This is a genomic window from Pseudomonas sp. MBLB4136, from assembly GCF_051904765.1.
Classification (GTDB): Bacteria; Pseudomonadota; Gammaproteobacteria; order Pseudomonadales; family Pseudomonadaceae; genus Aquipseudomonas.
Genome location: NZ_CP196713.1, coordinates 4,034,125 through 4,047,850, shown reverse-complemented (window position 1 = coordinate 4,047,850; position 13,726 = coordinate 4,034,125). Strand labels below are relative to the sequence as shown.

Sequence of the window (13,726 nt, the reverse complement as noted above, 5' to 3'; positions counted from 1 at the left end):
GGGTACGCCAAATGTTGCAACCAAAGCGTACAAAATTCCGCAAGCAGATGACCGGCCACAACCGTGGTCTGGCTCAGCGCGGTAGCAAGGTCAGCTTCGGCGAGTTCGCGCTGAAGTCTGTGGCCCGCGGTCGTCTCACCGCCCGCCAGATCGAGTCCGCTCGTCGTGCTCTGACCCGTCACGTAAAGCGTGGCGGCAAGATCTGGATTCGCGTGTTCCCTGACAAGCCGGTAACCAAGAAGCCTCTGGAAGTGCGGATGGGTAAAGGTAAGGGTGGCGTTGAATATTGGGTAGCCCAGATTCAGCCAGGCAAAGTCCTGTATGAAATCGAAGGCGTTTCCGAAGAGCTGGCGCGTGAGGCTTTCGCCCTGGCTGCTGCAAAGCTGCCGCTCGCCACCACCTTTGTTAAGCGGACGGTGATGTGATGAAAGCGAATGAGCTTCGTGAAAAATCAGCACAGCAGCTGAACGAGCAACTGCTCGGCCTGCTGCGCGACCAGTTCAATCTGCGCATGCAGAAAGCAACTGGCCAGTTGGGGCAGTCTCACCTGCTCTCGCAAGTTAAGCGCGACATCGCTCGTGTGAAAACTGTGCTCAACCAGCAGGCAGGTAAGTGATCATGGCTGAAGCCGAAAAAACAGTCCGTACGCTGACCGGCCGAGTTGTCAGCGACAAGATGGACAAGACCATCACCGTATTGATCGAGCGTCGCGTTAAGCACCCGATCTACGGCAAATATGTCAAGCGTTCGACCAAGCTGCACGCGCACGACGAAAACAACCAGTGCCACATCGGCGACAAGGTTTCCATCCGTGAAACCCGTCCGCTGGCCAAGACCAAGTCTTGGGCGCTGGTTGAAGTTCTCGAACGCGCAGTGGAAGTCTAAGGGCTAAGGGTCGGAGAAATTATATGATTCAGACTCAATCCATGCTCGATGTGGCCGACAACAGTGGTGCACGCCGCGTCATGTGCATCAAGGTGCTGGGTGGCTCGCATCGCCGCTACGCTGGCATCGGCGACATCATCAAAGTTACCGTCAAGGAAGCGATTCCGCGCGGTAAGGTGAAGAAGGGCCAGGTGATGACTGCTGTCGTCGTCCGTACCCGTCACGGCGTGCGCCGTGCCGATGGCTCGATCATTCGCTTCGACGGCAACGCTGCTGTTCTGCTGAACAACAAGCAAGAGCCGATCGGCACCCGTATCTTTGGGCCCGTGACCCGTGAACTGCGTTCCGAGAAGTTCATGAAGATCGTCTCGCTCGCCCCTGAAGTGCTGTAAGGAGATCCGACATGCAAAAGATTCGTCGTGACGACGAGATCATCGTGATCGCCGGCAAGGACAAGGGTAAGCGCGGTAAGGTGCTGAAGGTGCTCGCTGACGACCGTCTGGTCGTGGGCGGGATCAACCTGGTCAAGCGCCATACCAAGCCGAACCCGATGTCGGGCGTTCAAGGCGGTATCGTCGAGAAAGAAGCGCCGCTGCACGCTTCTAACGTGGCCATTTTCAACGGCGAAACCAACAAGGCTGACCGCGTTGGTTTCAAGGTTGAGGACGGTAAGAAAATTCGTGTCTTCAAGTCGACCCAAAAAGCGGTTGATGCTTGAACACTGCTAGGTAGAAGACCATGGCACGACTAAAAGAGATTTACCGGAAAGAAATCGCGCCGAAGCTTAAGGAAGAACTTAAGCTCGCCAATGTGATGGAAGTTCCGCGCATCACCAAGATCACCCTGAACATGGGCCTGGGCGAAGCGATCGGTGACAAGAAGGTCATCGAGAACGCGGTTGCCGACCTGGAAAAGATCACCGGTCAGAAAGTCGTTGTGACTCATGCCCGTAAGTCGATTGCAGGCTTCAAGGTTCGTGAGGGCTGGCCGATCGGCGTCAAGGTAACCCTGCGCCGCGAACGTATGTACGAGTTCCTCGATCGTCTGCTGTCCATCTCCCTGCCGCGCGTGCGTGACTTCCGCGGCCTGAATGCCAAGTCCTTCGACGGCCGCGGCAACTACAGCATGGGCGTGAAAGAGCAGATCATCTTCCCGGAAATCGATTACGACAAAATCGATGCGCTGCGCGGTCTGGATATCACCCTGACCACCACCGCCCGTACGGATGATGAAGGTCGTGCCCTGCTGCGCGCCTTCAAATTCCCGTTCCGCAACTGACTGGAGTTCGATCATGGCCAAAATGAGCATGAAGAACCGTGAGCTGAAGCGTCAGCAAACGGTAGCCAAGTACGCGAAGAAGCGTGCCGAGCTGAAGGCTGTCATCGCCAATCCGAACAGCAGTCCGGAGGCGCGTTGGGAAGCCCAGGTAGCCCTGCAGAAGCAGCCGCGTGACGCCAGCGCCTCGCGCCTGCGCAACCGCTGCCGCATCACCGGTCGTCCGCACGGCGTTTATCGCAAGTTCGGTCTGTCCCGTATCAAGCTGCGTGAAGCGGCGATGCGTGGCGATGTACCGGGCCTGGTGAAAGCCAGCTGGTAAAAAAGCGAAGCCGGCCTTGTGCCGGCTTTGTCTTTCTGTGAATCAGGCCCCTTTGGGGCTTGATTCATTTTTGAGCAGTCTCTAGAATGTTCGGCTCGCCTGAGCCTGGGCCGTTTTTTGCCCGGGCATTCGGTGACTCTTAGCCGCGAGGCTAATTCTTTTTGTATCAGGAGCGTCTAGCCCATGAGTATGCAGGACCCGTTAGCGGACATGCTAACTCGTATCCGTAATGCCCAGATGGCTGAAAAGTCCGTCGTAAGCATGCCGTCTTCCACGTTGAAGGTGGCTGTAGCCAAAGTTTTGAAAGACGAAGGTTATATTGCGGGTTATCAGATCAGCGGCGAAAGCAAGCCGCAGCTGTCCATCGAGCTGAAGTACTTCGAAGGCCGTCCGGTCATCGAAGAAGTGAAGCGCGTTAGCCGTCCAGGCCTTCGCCAGTACAAGTCCGTCGATGATCTGCCGAAGGTTCGTGGCGGTCTTGGCGTATCCATCGTCTCCACCAACAAGGGTGTGATGACGGATCGCGCTGCGCGCGCTGCCGGTGTCGGCGGCGAAGTGCTTTGCACTGTGTTCTAAGGGGGGATAGCCATGTCTCGCGTTGCTAAAAACCCCGTCAAGCTGCCGTCTGGCGTCGAGATCAAACTCGCCGGTCAGCAGCTTTCGGTAAAGGGTGCCAAGGGTACTCTGGAACTGAAGGTTCACTCGTCTGTTGAAGTGGTCCAGGAAGCCGATGAGCTGCGTTTCGCTGCTCGCAATGGCGACCAGCAGACTCGCGCAATGGCCGGTACCACTCGTGCCCTGGTCAACAACATGGTGATCGGCGTTAGCACTGGCTTCGAGCGCAAGCTGCAGCTGGTCGGCGTTGGTTACAAGGCGCAAGCCAAAGGTCAGGTTCTGTCTCTGGCTCTGGGCTTCTCCCATCCGATCGACTACGAGCTGCCGGAAGGCGTGACCGCCGAAACCCCGAGCCAGACCGATATCCTGATCAAGGGTGTCGACAAACAACTGGTTGGTCAGGTTGCTGCGGAAATTCGTGACTTCCGTCGTCCTGAACCTTACAAGGGCAAAGGTGTTCGTTACGCAGACGAAGTCGTCCGTCGTAAAGAAGCCAAGAAGAAGTAGGGCCTAGCAAATGACCGCCAAGAAAGAAACAAGACTGCGTCGCGCGCGCAAAGCACGCCTGAAAATGCACGAGCTCGAAGTCGTGCGTCTCTGCGTGTACCGCTCCTCGCAGCACATTTACGCCCAGGTCATTTCGGCCGACGGCAGCAAGGTTCTGGCCAGCGCCTCTACCTTGGACAAAGCACTGCGTGATGGCGCCACTGGCAACGTCGACGCGGCCAAGAAAGTTGGTCAGCTGGTTGCTGAGCGTGCGAAAGCCGCTGGTGTGACTCAGGTCGCATTCGACCGTTCTGGCTTCAAGTACCACGGCCGCGTCAAGGCGCTGGCTGATGCTGCTCGTGAAGGCGGGCTGGAGTTCTAAGTTATGGCAAATAACGACCAAAAGCGCGACGAAGGCTATATCGAGAAGCTGGTACAGGTTAACCGCGTTGCCAAGACCGTTAAGGGTGGCCGTATCTTCACTTTCACCGCGTTGACCGTGGTGGGTGATGGTAAGGGTCGCGTCGGTTTCGGCCGAGGCAAGTCCCGTGAAGTGCCGGCTGCCATCCAGAAGGCAATGGAAGCTGCACGTCGCAACATGATCCAGGTGGACCTGAACGGCACCACTCTGCAGTACGCCATGAAGGCCGCCCACGGCGCCTCCAAGGTCTACATGCAGCCGGCCTCCGAGGGTACCGGTATCATCGCCGGCGGCGCCATGCGTGCCGTGCTGGAAGTGGCGGGTGTGCAGAACGTTCTGGCCAAGTGCTACGGCTCGACCAACCAAGTGAACGTGGTCCATGCCACCTTCAAGGGTCTGAAGGCTATGCAGTCTCCAGAGTCTGTTGCGGCCAAGCGTGGCAAGAGCGTCGAGGAGATTCTCTAACCATGGCTAATACCGTGAAAGTCACGCTGATCAAGAGCGTGAATGGCCGTCTGGCCAACCACAAAGCTTGCGTCAAGGGCCTGGGCCTGCGCCGCATCAATCACACCGTAGAGGTTCTGGATACTCCGGAAAACCGCGGCATGATTAACAAGGCTTACTATCTGCTGCGCGTGGAGGGTTAATCCATGTACCTGAACGATTTGAGTCCTGCGCCGGGTTCCCGTCGCGAGAAGCACCGTCCGGGCCGTGGCATCGGTAGCGGCTTGGGCAAGACCGGTGGCCGTGGCCACAAGGGTCAGACCTCGCGCTCCGGCGGCACCATTGCTCCGGGTTTTGAAGGCGGCCAGCAGCCTCTGCACCGCCGTCTGCCCAAGTTCGGTTTCGTGTCTCTGAAGGCTATGGATCGCGCTGAAGTGCGTACCTCCGAGCTGAACAAGATCGAAGGCGACGTTGTTACTCTGCAGGCGCTGAAGGATGCCAACCTGATTAACCAAAACGTACAGCGTGTGAAAGTCATGCTGTCCGGTGAGGTTACTCGCGCGGTCACCCTTAAAGGTATCGCCGCCACCAAAGGTGCGCGCGCGGCTATCGAAGCAGCTGGCGGTAAGTTCGAGGACTAAATGGCTAAGCAAGGTGCTCTCTCAGCGCTCAGCAATGGCGGGTTATCCGAGCTCTGGGCTCGTCTGCGCTTCCTGTTCATGGCGATCATCGTCTACCGGATCGGCGCACACATCCCAGTGCCGGGAATAAACCCTGATCGGCTGGCGGACCTGTTTCGGCAGAATGAGGGGACCATTCTTAGCTTGTTCAACATGTTTTCCGGCGGCGCGCTGGAGCGGATGAGCATCTTTGCACTGGGGATCATGCCGTACATTTCGGCGTCGATCATCATGCAGCTCATGAGCGCTGTCAGCCCGCAGCTGGAGCAGTTGAAGAAGGAAGGTGAGGCTGGTCGTCGCAAGATCAGCCAATACACCCGCTACGGCACCCTCGTCCTGGCTTTTGTTCAAGCGATCGGCATGTCCGTGGGCTTGGCCAGTCAGGGCGTAGCGTTCTCGGACGGTTTCGGCTTCCACTTCGTCGCGATCACCACCTTTGTGGCTGGCGCGATGTTCATGATGTGGCTGGGCGAGCAAATCACCGAGCGCGGTGTTGGCAACGGTATCTCGATGCTGATTTTTGCAGGCATCGTGGCCGGTCTGCCGGCGGCGATCGGGCAGTCTTTCGAGTCTGCGCGTCAGGGCGATATCAATATCTTCGCGCTGATCGCCATCGGTTTGTTGGCAGTAGCGATCATCGGTTTCGTGGTGTTCATTGAGCGTGGTCAGCGCCGTATTGCGGTGCACTACGCCAAGCGTCAGCAGGGCCGCAAGGTCTTCGCTGCGCAGACTAGCCACCTGCCGTTGAAGGTGAACATGGCGGGGGTCATCCCGGCTATTTTCGCCAGTAGCCTTCTGTTGTTCCCGGCCTCGCTGGGTGCCTGGTTTGGTCAGTCCGAGGGTCTGGGCTGGCTGCAGGATATTTCGCAGGCTATCGCTCCTGGTCAGCCGTTGAACATTTTGCTGTTTAGTGCAGGGATCATTTTCTTCTGCTTCTTCTACACGGCATTGATGTTCAACCCGAAAGACGTAGCGGAAAACCTGAAGAAGTCCGGTGCCTTTATTCCGGGCATCCGTCCGGGCGAGCAGTCCGCACGCTATATCGATGGCGTGTTGACCCGCTTGACCATGTTCGGTGCTCTGTACATGACGGCCGTATGCTTGTTGCCCCAGTTTCTGGTGGTGGCGGCCAACGTACCGTTCTACCTTGGCGGGACCTCGTTGCTGATCGTGGTGGTGGTTGTGATGGACTTTATGTCGCAAGTACAATCGCACCTCGTTTCGCACCAGTACGAATCCCTGATGAAGAAAGCCAACCTGAAGGGCTACGGCAGCGGCATGATGCGCTGACGTGTCCATAAGGTTCGAGGAGTTGGTGATGAAAGTTCGTGCATCGGTGAAAAAGCTGTGCCGTAACTGCAAGATTATCCGTCGCGAAGGTGTCGTGCGCGTGATCTGCAGCGCGGAGCCGCGTCACAAGCAGCGCCAAGGCTGAGTGTGAGTGAAGCGTGATAAGCCCGGCAGCTAGTGCGCTGCCGGGTTGATTATTTGTTTCTACAGCGTTAATATCTCGCGCCCTATTTCTTGGCTTCCGGGGCGTAGGTAGCTGTCAATTGGAGTTCCACTGAATGGCCCGTATTGCAGGCGTAAACATTCCGGATAACAAGCACACTGTTATCTCGCTGACCTACATCTTTGGTGTCGGTCGCACAACCGCACAGAAAATCTGTGCTGCTACCGGAGTTAATCCGGCGGTAAAGATCAAGGATCTCTCTGACGAGCAGATCGAGCAGCTGCGTGGTGAAGTCGCCAAGGTGAATACCGAGGGTGACCTGCGCCGTGAAGTGAACATGAAAATCAAGCGCTTGATGGATCTGGGCTGCTACCGCGGCCTGCGCCATCGCCGTGGTCTGCCGGTTCGCGGTCAGCGTACCAAGACCAACGCCCGCACCCGTAAGGGCCCGCGCAAGCCGATCCGCAAGTAATCGCATTGGCGAATCGACAGGAATTTAGTCATGGCAAAACCTGCTGCTCGTACTCGTAAGAAAGTCAAAAAGACGGTGGTTGATGGCATCGCCCACATCCACGCTTCTTTCAACAACACCATCGTGACCATCACCGACCGTCAGGGCAACGCTCTGTCCTGGGCTACCTCCGGTGGTTCGGGTTTCCGCGGCTCGCGTAAGAGCACCCCGTTCGCTGCCCAGGTGGCTGCTGAGCGTGCTGGTCAAGCCGCGCTGGAATACGGCCTGAAGAACCTCGACGTCAACGTCAAGGGCCCGGGTCCGGGTCGTGAGTCCGCTGTCCGTGCATTGAACGGCTGCGGTTACAAGATCGCCAGCATCACCGATGTGACGCCCATCCCGCATAACGGGTGCCGTCCTTCGAAGAAGCGTCGCGTGTAATCAGGAGACAGTGAGAAATGGCTCGTTACATTGGTCCCAAATGCAAACTGTCTCGTCGTGAAGGCACCGATCTGTTCCTGAAGAGCGGCGTTCGCGCTCTGGAATCGAAGTGCAACATCGAAGCAGCCCCGGGTATTCACGGCCAGCGCCGTAGCCGTCAGTCCGACTACGGCACCCAGCTGCGCGAAAAGCAGAAAGTCCGTCGTATCTACGGCGTGCTGGAGCGTCAGTTCAGCGGTTACTACAAGCAAGCTGCCAGCCAGAAGGGCGCCACCGGCGAAAACCTGCTGCAGCTGCTGGAATGCCGTCTGGATAACGTGGTTTACCGTATGGGCTTTGGCGCTACCCGTGCAGAATCCCGTCAGCTGGTTTCGCACAAAGCGATCAGCGTCAACGGTCAGACCGTAAACGTCCCGTCCTACCAGGTTAAAGCTGGCGACGTCGTTGCTGTTCGCGAGAAGTCGAAGAATCAGCTGCGCATTGTTCAGGCTCTTGAGCTGTGCGCCCAGCGTGGCCGCGTTGAATGGGTAGAAGTTGACACTGAGAAGAAGTCCGGCGTGTTCAAAAGCGTCCCGGCTCGCAGTGACCTCTCCGCCGACATCAACGAAAGCCTGATTGTCGAGCTCTACTCCAAGTAAGGGCTAGAAAATAGGTGCATCCATGCAGATTTCGGTAAATGAGTTCCTGACCCCCCGCCATATCGATGTGCAGGTGGTCAGTCCGACCCGCGCCAAGATCACCCTCGAGCCTCTCGAGCGTGGTTTCGGCCACACCCTGGGCAACGCGCTGCGCCGCATCCTGTTGTCCTCCATGCCTGGCTGTGCAGTAGTCGAGGCCGAGATTGACGGTGTGCTCCATGAGTACAGCGCCATCGAAGGTGTTCAGGAAGATGTGATTGAAATCCTGCTCAACCTTAAAGGTCTGGCTGTCAAGCTGCACGGTCGTGACGAAGTGACACTGACTCTGGCGAAGAAGGGCTCGGGTGTAGTTACCGCCGCCGATATTCAGCTGGATCACGATGTCGAAATCGTCAACGGCGACCACGTAATCGCCAACCTGGCCGCTAATGGCGCGTTGAACATGAAGCTCACCGTGGCCCGTGGCCGCGGTTACGAGCCGGCAGACGCACGCCAGAGCGACGAAGACGAGAGCCGCAGCATCGGTCGCTTGCAGCTCGACGCTTCGTTCAGCCCGGTGCGCCGTGTGTCTTACGTGGTGGAAAACGCTCGCGTCGAGCAGCGTACCAACCTGGACAAACTGGTTATCGACCTGGAAACCAACGGTACCCTGGATCCGGAAGAGGCTATCCGTCGTGCCGCGACCATTCTGCAGCAGCAGTTGGCCGCGTTCGTCGACCTCAAGGGTGACAGTGAGCCGGTGGTAGTCGAGCAGGAAGACGAGATCGATCCGATCCTGCTGCGTCCGGTAGACGACCTGGAACTGACCGTGCGTTCGGCCAACTGCCTGAAGGCGGAAAACATTTACTACATCGGCGACCTGATTCAGCGCACCGAAGTAGAACTGTTGAAAACGCCGAACCTGGGCAAGAAATCCCTGACTGAAATCAAGGATGTTCTGGCCTCTCGCGGTCTGTCCCTCGGTATGCGCCTCGACAACTGGCCGCCGGCAAGTCTGAAGAAAGACGATAAGGCGACTGCCTGATCGTCATCATCACCGAACGTGAGTTTGGTAAGGAATTGAACCATGCGTCATCGTAAAAGTGGCCGTCACCTGAGCCGTACCAGCGCCCACCGCCAGGCCATGTTCCAGAACATGGCGGTTTCGCTGTTCGAGCACGAGCTGATCAAAACTACTCTGCCGAAAGCCAAAGAACTGCGTCGCGTCGCTGAGCCGCTGATCACTCTGGCCAAGATCGACAGCGTTGCCAACCGTCGCCTGGCATTCGATCGTACTCGTTCGAAGGCCATCGTCGGCAAGCTGTTCAACGACCTGGGCAAGCGCTACGCCACCCGTCAGGGCGGCTACCTGCGCATCCTCAAGTGCGGTTTCCGCGCTGGTGACAATGCTCCGATGGCTTACGTTGAGCTGGTCGACCGTCCGGTCGGCGGCACAGTGGAAGCTGCTGAGTAAGTTGCAGGTTGTGACGAAGAACCGGGCCTAGGCCCGGTTTTTTGTTGTCTGGACGAATGATATTCCGAACGTGGTGTTTGATATTGTGTTCATGAGTGGCCTCGGGTAGGGTTGGTTGGTCTCCGTTTCCGCCGCCTGCCGGCCTCCTACAAGAACAAGTTCCCATCATGTCCGACCCTACCGCTTTAAGCCTGCTCCCTCCTGTTGTCGTCCTGGTCTGCGCCATCTGGCTGCGTCGGCCGATCCTCGCGCTGGTGCTCGGCGCCATCAGTGGTCTGTTGCTGTTGGGACCGCAGAGCTCACTGGCCAGTTTCGCGGCGATTTCGCTGAAGGTGATGCAGGATGAAACCATCGGCTGGCTGATCCTGGTCTGCGGTAGCTTCGGCGCGCTGATTGCCTTGCTGGTGCGCACCGGCGGCGCCCTAGCCTTCGGCCGGGCGGCGTTGAAGCTGGCCAAGGGGCGACGCTCGTCGCTGCTGATGACCTGGGTGCTCGGCGTGGTGATCTTCGTCGACGACTACCTCAATGCCCTGACCGTCGGCGAGACCATGAAGCGCGTCACCGATCGCTTCAAGGTGTCGCGGGAGATGCTCGCCTATGTGGTCGACTCCACCGCAGCGCCGGTGTGCGTGCTGGTACCACTGTCCACCTGGGCGGTGTTCTTCGGCGGCCTGCTGGAGAGCAACGGCATCGCCGAGTCCGGGGCGGGGATCAGCGTGTACATGCAGGCCATTCCCTACATGTTCTATGCCTGGCTGTCGGTGTTGCTGGTGGTGCTGGTGGCCGTCGGGCTGGTTCCGGCCATAGGGCCGATGCGCAAGGCCGAGATGCTCGCCACCCATGGCTCGGCGGGCGCCATGCACGTCGGCGAGCTGGCATCGGCGGCGGAAATCGACGCGCAGGGAGACGAGGCGGGCGGCAAGCTGCACAACTTCCTCTTGCCGTTGCTGTTGCTGGTCGGTTTCACCGTGTATTTCGATATCGACGTGTGGATGGGCATGCTCGCGACCCTGGCGCTGGTGGTGCCCTTCTACCTGGTGCAGGGCCTTATGCCGCTGGACGAGATGCTCGAGCAGATGATGGACGGCTTCAAGTCCATGCTGCCGGCCATCGGCACGGTAATCGCGGCCTTCATCTTCAAGGATGTCTGCGATCAGCTGCTGTTGCCGCAGTTCGTCGTCGAAGCGCTGCAGCCTTATATGAGCGCGCAGCTTCTGCCGGCGCTGGTGTTCGTGGCGATGGCGCTGCTGGCGTTCGCCACCGGGTCGTCATGGGGTATCTTCGCGGTGACCATCCCGATCGTCATGCCGTTGGCTTACGCCTTGGATGCCAATATCCCCCTGGTGATCGGCGCCTTGCTGTCGGCCTCGGCCTTTGGCAGCCAGGCGTGTTTCTACAGCGACTCCACCGTGCTGGCGGCGCAGGGTTCGGGCTGCAACCTGATCAGCCATGCACTGACCCAGTTGCCCTATACCTTGATAGCGGCTGGGCTGGCCATCGCCGGATTCCTGTTGATCGCCTGAGCTGCGGCGAGCCAGTAAGGCCCAATTCGGTGCTGCGCCAATAGCGCTGTGCATGGTGCGCCGCACGGTCTCTTGGACGCCGTCAGCGAGCTGGTTGCTTCGATGCTGGTAAGGTCAGGCGTGCGCTGTTCGCCCGGATGGTGCGGCTGCTAGCGGCTGGCCACAGCCTGAAGGTGGGGCCTCCACCTCTTTGCGTTAGTGCGTTGCACGGGGGCTTGGGAATGCAGGCTTCCTGTCAGCCCGCTTGACGAACGTGCAGTGCTGGAGGCGAGTTGGCCGCCACTCGGTCCGGTGTTTATGCGGGTTCACGGTGGGGAAGATCAGGGAATTCAGTTAGATGTTCTATGAAAGAAAATACCTATTAGCTTCTTGTCTTTCATAAATTGGTTCATCTTTAAAGGCGGGTCTAATCTTCTTCCATCGTCGGTTGCAATTAAATGAGCCGACCCGATGAGGAGAAGGAGATTACGATGTCGAACCCAGGTAAATGCCCGTTCAATCACGTCGCGGGTGGCGGGACCACAAACAAGGACTGGTGGCCTAAGCAGCTGCGCGTAGACCTGCTCAACCAACACTCCGAGAAATCCAATCCGCTCGGCGAGACGTTCAACTACGCCGAGGAATTCAAGAAGCTGGATTACCAGGCGCTGAAGGCCGACCTGGTCAAGCTGATGACCGACTCTCAGGACTGGTGGCCGGCGGACTTCGGCCACTACGGTCCGCAGATGATCCGCATGGCCTGGCATGCTGCCGGCACCTACCGGACGACCGACGGACGGGGCGGCGGCGGGCGCGGCCAGCAGCGCTTCGCGCCGCTCAACTCCTGGCCGGACAACGTCAACATCGACAAGACTCGCCGCCTGCTCTGGCCGATCAAGCAGAAGTACGGCCAGCGCATCTCCTGGGCGGACCTGCTGATTCTGGCCGGTAACGTGGCGCTGGAGTCCATGGGCTTTCGCACCTTCGGCTTTGGCGGCGGTCGCGAAGACGTATGGGAACCGGACATGGACGTCAACTGGGGCGCCGAAACGCAATGGCTGGGTGTCGACCCCGAGCGCGTCAAGGGCGATCGTGAACTGTCCCCACCGTTCGGCGCGACCCACATGGGCCTGATCTATGTGAACCCGGAAGGGCCCAACGCCAGTGGCGACTATCTGGAGGCGGCCAAGGACATCCGCAGTACCTTCGGGCGCATGGCCATGGACGACGAGGAGACTGTCGCCCTGATCGCCGGTGGTCACACCTTCGGCAAGGCCCATGGCGCCGCGCCGGAATCGCACAAGGGGCCGGAGCCTGAGGCGGCGTCCATCGAGGCCCAGGGCCTGGGCTGGATGAGCAACTTCGGCAGCGGTCATGGCAAGGACACCATCTCCAGCGGCATCGAGGTGACCTGGACGCAAACCCCGGCGCAATGGAGCAACAATTTCTTCGAGAACCTGTTCCAGTACGAGTGGGAGCTGACCGCTTCACCGGCCGGGGCGAAGCAGTGGGTGGCCAAGGACGCGCCGGAAGTGATTCCGGATGCGCATGTGCCGGGCAAGTTCCACAAGCCGACCATGCTAACCACCGACCTAACCCTGCGTTTCGATCCGGAGTTCGGCAAGATCTCCAAGCGCTTCCTGAATGATCCCCAGGCCTTTGCCGATGCATTCGCCCGTGCCTGGTACAAGCTGACTCACCGTGACATGGGGCCGAAGGCGCGCTATCTCGGGCCGGAGGTGCCGAAAGAGGACCTGATCTGGCAGGATCCGCTGCCGGCGGCGACGCATAACCCCAGTGCGGCCGACATCGCCGACCTCAAGGCCAGGATTGCCGCCTCCGGTCTGTCGGTGGGTGACCTGGTCTCGGTCGCCTGGGCGTCGGCCTCGACCTACCGCGGCGGCGACAAGCGGGGCGGCGCCAACGGTGCGCGCCTGGCGCTGGCGCCGCAGAAGGACTGGGCCGTCAACCAGCGTGCGATGAAGGTGCTGCCCAAACTGGTGGAGATTCAGAAGGCATCGGGCAAGGCATCGCTGGCGGACGTCATCGTGCTGGCCGGCAATGTCGGTGTGGAGCAGGCGGCCAAGGCCGCCGGTGTCAAGGTCGAGGTGCCTTTTGCGGCGGGGCGTGTCGATGCCACGCAGGCGCAGACCGACATCGAGATGTTCGAGGTGCTGGAACCTGTGGCCGATGGCTTCCGCAACTACAGCAAAGGCAAGCTGGGTGTACCGACCGAGGCCATGCTGATCGACAAGGCGCAGTTGCTGACGCTGAGTGCGCCTGAGTTGACGGCGTTGGTCGGTGGCCTGCGGGTACTGGGTGCCAACTTCGATGGCGGCCAGCAAGGCGTGTTCACCGACAAGGTCGGCGTGCTGAGCAACGACTTCTTCGTCAACCTGCTGGACATGGGTGTCGAATGGAAGGCTGTGGATAGCAGCGCGGAGGTGTTCGAGGGCAGGGATCGTAGCAGTGGCAAGGTGAAGTACACCGGCAGCCGCAGCGACCTGGTCTTCGGTTCCAACTCGGTGCTGCGCGCCTATGCCGAGGTTTACGCCAGTGCCGACGGCAAGCAGAAGTTGGTCAAGGACTTCGTCGCGGCCTGGACCAAGGTGATGAACCTGGATCGCTTCGATCTGGCGTGAGTCTGCCTGTGCTACGAA

At 59.2% G+C, this 13,726-nt stretch carries 22 protein-coding genes; all 22 read left to right on the top strand.

From position 1 onward, the window contains the following. Positions 1-11 precede the first annotated feature (11 nt). The 22 genes from rplP (at position 12) to katG (ending at position 13,708) form a co-directional block, all read left to right on the top strand. The gene (rplP, locus tag ACSX1D_RS18605) at positions 12-425 is read left to right on the top strand and encodes a 50S ribosomal protein L16 (RefSeq protein ID WP_003243901.1); all 414 of its coding nucleotides are present in this window, start codon (positions 12-14) and stop codon (positions 423-425) included. Continuing rightward, positions 425-616: a 50S ribosomal protein L29 gene (rpmC, locus tag ACSX1D_RS18600; RefSeq protein ID WP_002555481.1), complete on the top strand. Its 192-nt coding sequence runs from the start codon at positions 425-427 to the stop codon at positions 614-616. Before rplP ends, rpmC begins: the two co-directional genes overlap by 1 nt. 2 nt (positions 617-618) lie before the next feature. Next, the gene (gene rpsQ / locus ACSX1D_RS18595) at positions 619-885 is read left to right on the top strand and encodes a 30S ribosomal protein S17 (protein ID WP_031303185.1); all 267 of its coding nucleotides are present in this window, start codon (positions 619-621) and stop codon (positions 883-885) included. Positions 886-908: 23 nt separating this feature from the next. Continuing rightward, positions 909-1,277, top strand: coding sequence for a 50S ribosomal protein L14 (rplN, locus tag ACSX1D_RS18590; RefSeq protein WP_003243907.1), 369 nt, complete (start codon positions 909-911; stop codon positions 1,275-1,277). Between the two features lie 11 nt (positions 1,278-1,288). Continuing rightward, positions 1,289-1,603: a 50S ribosomal protein L24 gene (gene rplX / locus ACSX1D_RS18585; RefSeq protein WP_009397501.1), complete on the top strand. Its 315-nt coding sequence runs from the start codon at positions 1,289-1,291 to the stop codon at positions 1,601-1,603. A 20-nt stretch (positions 1,604-1,623) separates the two neighbouring features. Then, complete coding sequence (rplE, locus tag ACSX1D_RS18580) at positions 1,624-2,163, top strand: 50S ribosomal protein L5 (protein WP_013789764.1); 540 nt, start codon at positions 1,624-1,626, stop codon at positions 2,161-2,163. 13 nt (positions 2,164-2,176) lie between these two features. Beyond that, positions 2,177-2,482 (top strand): 30S ribosomal protein S14, encoded by a 306-nt coding sequence (gene rpsN, locus ACSX1D_RS18575; RefSeq protein ID WP_439859906.1) that lies wholly within the window; start codon positions 2,177-2,179, stop codon positions 2,480-2,482. Between the two features lie 183 nt (positions 2,483-2,665). Further along, positions 2,666-3,058 (top strand): 30S ribosomal protein S8, encoded by a 393-nt coding sequence (gene rpsH, locus ACSX1D_RS18570; protein WP_160347652.1) that lies wholly within the window; start codon positions 2,666-2,668, stop codon positions 3,056-3,058. Positions 3,059-3,070: 12 nt separating this feature from the next. Next, positions 3,071-3,604: a 50S ribosomal protein L6 gene (gene rplF, locus ACSX1D_RS18565; protein ID WP_255837038.1), complete on the top strand. Its 534-nt coding sequence runs from the start codon at positions 3,071-3,073 to the stop codon at positions 3,602-3,604. A 10-nt stretch (positions 3,605-3,614) separates the two neighbouring features. Next, positions 3,615-3,965 (top strand): 50S ribosomal protein L18, encoded by a 351-nt coding sequence (gene rplR / locus ACSX1D_RS18560; protein WP_255837039.1) that lies wholly within the window; start codon positions 3,615-3,617, stop codon positions 3,963-3,965. Between the two features lie 3 nt (positions 3,966-3,968). After that, the gene (gene rpsE / locus ACSX1D_RS18555; protein ID WP_255837040.1) at positions 3,969-4,469 is read left to right on the top strand and encodes a 30S ribosomal protein S5; all 501 of its coding nucleotides are present in this window, start codon (positions 3,969-3,971) and stop codon (positions 4,467-4,469) included. 2 nt (positions 4,470-4,471) lie between these two features. After that, positions 4,472-4,651: a 50S ribosomal protein L30 gene (gene rpmD, locus ACSX1D_RS18550; protein ID WP_298118328.1), complete on the top strand. Its 180-nt coding sequence runs from the start codon at positions 4,472-4,474 to the stop codon at positions 4,649-4,651. Positions 4,652-4,654: 3 nt separating this feature from the next. Next, a complete protein-coding gene (gene rplO, locus ACSX1D_RS18545) occupies positions 4,655-5,089 on the top strand; it encodes a 50S ribosomal protein L15 (RefSeq protein ID WP_318643704.1) in 435 nt (144 codons plus the stop codon). After that, complete coding sequence (gene secY, locus ACSX1D_RS18540; protein WP_439859905.1) at positions 5,090-6,418, top strand: preprotein translocase subunit SecY; 1,329 nt, start codon at positions 5,090-5,092, stop codon at positions 6,416-6,418. It abuts the gene before it with no gap. Positions 6,419-6,446: 28 nt separating this feature from the next. Then, entirely contained in the window at positions 6,447-6,563 is a 117-nt protein-coding gene (rpmJ, locus tag ACSX1D_RS18535) for a 50S ribosomal protein L36 (RefSeq protein WP_002555468.1), read from the top strand. 133 nt (positions 6,564-6,696) lie between these two features. Then, on the top strand, positions 6,697-7,053 hold the full coding sequence (rpsM, locus tag ACSX1D_RS18530) for a 30S ribosomal protein S13 (protein WP_255837044.1): 357 nt from the start codon (positions 6,697-6,699) through the stop codon (positions 7,051-7,053). 30 nt (positions 7,054-7,083) lie between these two features. Further along, complete coding sequence (gene rpsK / locus ACSX1D_RS18525) at positions 7,084-7,473, top strand: 30S ribosomal protein S11 (RefSeq protein ID WP_013789773.1); 390 nt, start codon at positions 7,084-7,086, stop codon at positions 7,471-7,473. A 17-nt stretch (positions 7,474-7,490) separates the two neighbouring features. Continuing rightward, positions 7,491-8,111 carry a 30S ribosomal protein S4 gene (gene rpsD / locus ACSX1D_RS18520; RefSeq protein WP_213641486.1) on the top strand — a complete coding sequence of 207 codons (621 nt, stop codon included), beginning with the start codon at positions 7,491-7,493 and terminating at the stop codon, positions 8,109-8,111. A gap of 22 nt (positions 8,112-8,133) precedes the next feature. Continuing rightward, on the top strand, positions 8,134-9,135 hold the full coding sequence (locus ACSX1D_RS18515; RefSeq protein WP_213641485.1) for a DNA-directed RNA polymerase subunit alpha: 1,002 nt from the start codon (positions 8,134-8,136) through the stop codon (positions 9,133-9,135). Positions 9,136-9,177: 42 nt separating this feature from the next. After that, entirely contained in the window at positions 9,178-9,564 is a 387-nt protein-coding gene (gene rplQ, locus ACSX1D_RS18510; protein WP_439859904.1) for a 50S ribosomal protein L17, read from the top strand. A gap of 167 nt (positions 9,565-9,731) precedes the next feature. Beyond that, entirely contained in the window at positions 9,732-11,087 is a 1,356-nt protein-coding gene (locus ACSX1D_RS18505; RefSeq protein WP_439859903.1) for a Na+/H+ antiporter NhaC family protein, read from the top strand. Positions 11,088-11,557: 470 nt separating this feature from the next. Further along, positions 11,558-13,708 (top strand): catalase/peroxidase HPI, encoded by a 2,151-nt coding sequence (gene katG / locus ACSX1D_RS18500; protein WP_439859902.1) that lies wholly within the window; start codon positions 11,558-11,560, stop codon positions 13,706-13,708. The last annotated feature ends 18 nt before the right edge of the window (positions 13,709-13,726 follow it).